This window comes from Candidatus Megaera venefica (assembly GCF_034554655.1).
Lineage (GTDB): Bacteria > Pseudomonadota > Alphaproteobacteria > Rickettsiales > Rickettsiaceae > Megaera_A > Megaera_A venefica.
Window position 1 is genome coordinate 1 of sequence record NZ_JARJFB010000150.1, and the last position, 3,978, is coordinate 3,978.

Sequence of the window (3,978 nt, forward strand, 5' to 3'; positions counted from 1 at the left end):
CTTAGATTTTTCTAAAAGAATTTTACTCTCGCTTATAAAATTTGTATAGGTTATCTCTATCATCAATTGGCGCTTTTCTTGTTGATCTTTATCCTTTGAAGTTGAACGCTTTAAGCTTGTTGCTTTTCTCATTAGATTCTTTAGTGATCTGAGACGATATGCACTTTGTCTCCAACTTGTAACTCCACACTTGTCGCATAGCTTCGTAGTCTTGTTAACAATAGAACGAATGGCATCCAGTAAAAGATTAGAATCTGTTGGATAGTGAACATTGCTTTCAACAACAAAACTGTCGGTTTTAACATTAAGCCTTGCAACAAGGCGTTTATCGAGAATATCATGACCAGCACCTACTATTATATTATTGATCTTATCAAGTACCTCCTTTGTCAAATAACCAATATTATCCTTAATTGTTTGTAAGCAATAGCAATCATCTGAATCTATCATACCATGACCTAGAACAAGACGTAACTCCTTATGATTATTTGAAAGGTTGCATAAGCGATCATAATCACTGTTTATTGTTTGCCTTAACGATGCAAGAATAAATATTCTCCATAATGACATCCCACGACGACCACTATTCTTAAGGGGAATAGATTCTTCTAGGCACTGCAATATTTCACTTACCACCTCCTGATTTTTTGCTAAATGCTGGAGACCTAATAAAAACTTGGTAATATCATCTCGGCACGATAAATCAAGATTAATCGATGCAAGAGATTTCTGTCCTAATTTAATCTGAGTTTCAAATTCTGAGGTGATTCGCATTGAAAGTTAGTATGAAGTTTTTATGATATTGACTGCTCAAACAACTTCTTTAAGCCATTTATAGGCTGATTATATCATATAAAATATTTCTTCGCTAAATAAAATAGCCTTGAAAACCTTATTATATATAGGATTACGGAGTTTTCGTTCAGGCACTAATTAATAACTTAAAGGATAAAATAATGGTGGATTAAATATGAGTTTAAGTTCTAAGAAATTAATAAAGAATCAGAAAGTAGACAAAATGAATGGTCTAGTATCTTAAAAGTTAGTACCAGAAAGAAATGAGTTTAATTTGGTATCTAAGGGAGATAGGAGCTTGAAGTAGACCTTACCTATGTTCCCCCCATACCTCAAACAATCATTTGTATATTAAAACACGTAATTACTAGGCAGAGGAGTATCAATAGATATATCAAACAGATAAATTAAACGCTTATATTTTAGAAAGCAAAGATGCTAAATATGGTTCTATATCTAGCACAGCAGGCAGATGAAAGATTATTAAAAAGCTATGTTGAAAGACGTAGACAACTAGTAGATATGAAGCTGAGAAATTGCTAGAGCCCAATTTGGTACCAGCATATTCCACTTAGCGGTAATTTGTTTTATAGCACAAAACATCAATTTAAACAAGGCGTTTTCTGAGGTGAATGAGCCTTTGGTTGAGTTATGATGGAATTAACGGCACGACTGCATTGCCTAAAGCCATAAGATGTGAGAGCTTACTACTATCAATCCAAAGTGTCATGAAGAACGAGCATGATAATGTTATAAATCAGTTGCGTAAGCTATCATCATTTGTGCAAAGTAAAAACTTCAAAACGCCAGAGGAAATGACTAAAACTTTGAAGGACACAACTGATCCAATGGTCACTTATAAAACTCTACTCAAAACTTACCAAGATCACTTTGTCAGGACCATGCAGAAGGGGATTGCTACACTTACAAAAGGTGTTTTAAAATAGACAACCACCACTATGTCCTGCCGGTGAAATTTATGGAGCATGTCGTCAAAACTCGCACGAGCGAATATTTGCCTCATCATGAAATACAACAAATAAAAAGAAGCTGTACCTATATTAGGTCCTCACAGAACATTTAATTGGTTTGAAAATCTCCCTAAGGTATGTCACGAATTGTTTACGGATGCGGTACAGATTTCAGATAAAAGAAAATCAATATCCGGAAAATGGGACAATATCCTATCCGCCATCCATACAGCACCAAGTTGTACTAGTACTCAGAAGGAGTTGGCACAATTCTTCACTCCCTCTGATGTGGCTCTTTATGCTGCGTTTGTATTATTGGATAACTATAATATGGAGATCATATTTGATCCATGTGTAGGGCATGGAAGCCTACTTATTGCAACTGCTCTTGTACTTTCAGAAAAAGAACAATTGTCTAGCTGAGATCTAGTAAAGAAATTACATGGTAGTGAGATAGATAGAGATACTAGAATGATAGCTATTAAAAATATAGCTAGATGTTTGGTAAATATATCTCCTTCCTTAGAAATAAATAGTGTTGAAGCACAACTGCAAAAGCAAATAAAACTCTGTGACTTCATCACCTATCCTAATAGCAAGTTATCTGGATTAAAGATTATAGTAAATCCACCATATAAAGAAGGTAGTAAAGGTAATGCATGGATACCTATTATTGAAAAACTTATTGATATTGATATTTCTTCCGTGTCATTAATTGTACCTGTTGCAATATCATCATCCAAGAGGACACAATTTCTACGTAGAAAAATTTTTGACAAGTTTGAAAAAATTTCGGCATTTCACCACGAAATTAGACCACGCCCATTGTTTCATGGTGTGGAACAAAGAATCAGTATTATTTCAGCTACAAGAGATCCAGCTATGCCACACCAGTACATGACAACGGGATTTTTGAGGCATAATGCTGGTAAGCGTATGCTAGTATGGCAAGCATTAATGACAAAGCTTAACAAAAATGAATGCAACAATATATTTCCAAAAGTATCACCTTTAGACTTTACCTTTTATAAAGAGTTTGAATTCTGTGAAAACAGAGTTCGACTATCAGAAATCCCTCTTAACAAAGAGAGTGCAAAAGAAGTTTGGGTTCGCACCACTGGTCGGTATCATTTGCTTGCGCAATATGAGAAACCCATTGAAATTACAACTAAATGGAAGCGATTGCTTATTCCCACTCAAATTGCTCCTCATTTTATAAGTGCGTTTCAAAATGGTGATTTATTAAAATGGTGGCGAATATTTGGTGATGGTCGTGATATTTCCATAACCTCACTTTGCAATAACTATGGAGTTCGCTTGTGAGGAAAGATATAGAATTTTTACATAGAGAGGCCTATCTTAATGAGAGGAAGAAACGCTGGGATATGGAAAATAAAAGTGCGAATACAAAATAGAAACATTCACTGCATACATTGTACAGAAGCTACCATTTTTAATTAAGGAAAATATTAAATTTCAACGTTTTGATGAACTTTGGTTTGAGGCTTATTCACCTGATGAGAATGAATGGGTTAAGGGATGCCCTGACTTTATAGGTTCTTTAACCCATCGTGGAACAAGATTTTTATTTATTGAGTTAAAAATAAAAGATGATGGGATTTTTAGGAAAACATGCACAGGGGGAGCGACCAAAAATGGATCAGTTATTCCAAATTATGGATGCCAAAGTTTTTATCTCGATATCATTCCTGTTTATAGAAATATGAAAGATTTTTGTTTAAAAACTTCATTGCCCACTAGTAGTTTTTTAATTTTATTCGCAAAAAAGAATGCTTCTCCTGAAGATATGTATCTTATCACACTTGCTGAAATTGATATTATTTTGGACACAGGATGGAGGAGAATAAAGATTGCTGAGTTTGGAGAGGAGTATGGTCAAAAAACCTACTTAATACCTCAAGACGCAACAAGATTACTACCAACTATCACCAAAAAATATCTATATTCATTATTAAATGAATATAGATTCATGCCGAATGCTTGAATTGTAACTTAAACCAATTTAATTCCAGGAAAGAATTCTTATTTGTAAACCTTTCAATCTAATCTGATAAGATGGTAAAAAAAGATAACTTTATGCAAGTGACTGTCATTAAGTCGAATTAGAGCTAATAAAAAGCGCCAATTGATGATAGAGATAACCTATACAAATTTTATAAGCGAGAGTAAAATTCTTTTAGAAAAATCTAAG

Annotated in this window: 4 protein-coding genes and 2 pseudogenes; 4 read left to right on the plus strand and 2 right to left on the minus strand. The window is 33.9% G+C overall.

What is annotated here, in order from left to right; translation table 11 throughout:
* Positions 1-774, minus strand: a pseudogene (locus tag Megvenef_RS07805) (ISNCY family transposase); the annotation flags it as partial.
* A gap of 534 nt (positions 775-1,308) precedes the next feature.
* A pseudogene (locus Megvenef_RS10205) lies at positions 1,309-1,440 on the minus strand (IS256 family transposase); the annotation flags it as partial.
* On the opposite strand from Megvenef_RS10205, the gene Megvenef_RS07810 reads away from it, so the two are divergent.
* The 4 genes from Megvenef_RS07810 (at position 1,428) to Megvenef_RS07825 (ending at position 3,771) form a co-directional block, all read left to right on the plus strand.
* Positions 1,428-1,742 (plus strand): hypothetical protein, encoded by a 315-nt coding sequence (locus tag Megvenef_RS07810; protein WP_322777395.1) that lies wholly within the window; start codon positions 1,428-1,430, stop codon positions 1,740-1,742. The pseudogene Megvenef_RS10205 and the gene Megvenef_RS07810 overlap by 13 nt on opposite strands.
* 171 nt (positions 1,743-1,913) lie before the next feature.
* Positions 1,914-2,189, plus strand: coding sequence for an N-6 DNA methylase (locus Megvenef_RS07815; RefSeq protein WP_322777396.1), 276 nt, complete (start codon positions 1,914-1,916; stop codon positions 2,187-2,189).
* A 48-nt stretch (positions 2,190-2,237) separates the two neighbouring features.
* Positions 2,238-3,089, plus strand: coding sequence for a hypothetical protein (locus Megvenef_RS07820; RefSeq protein WP_322777397.1), 852 nt, complete (start codon positions 2,238-2,240; stop codon positions 3,087-3,089).
* Positions 3,090-3,489: 400 nt separating this feature from the next.
* Positions 3,490-3,771 carry a hypothetical protein gene (locus Megvenef_RS07825; protein WP_322777398.1) on the plus strand — a complete coding sequence of 94 codons (282 nt, stop codon included), beginning with the start codon at positions 3,490-3,492 and terminating at the stop codon, positions 3,769-3,771.
* Positions 3,772-3,978 lie beyond the last annotated feature (207 nt).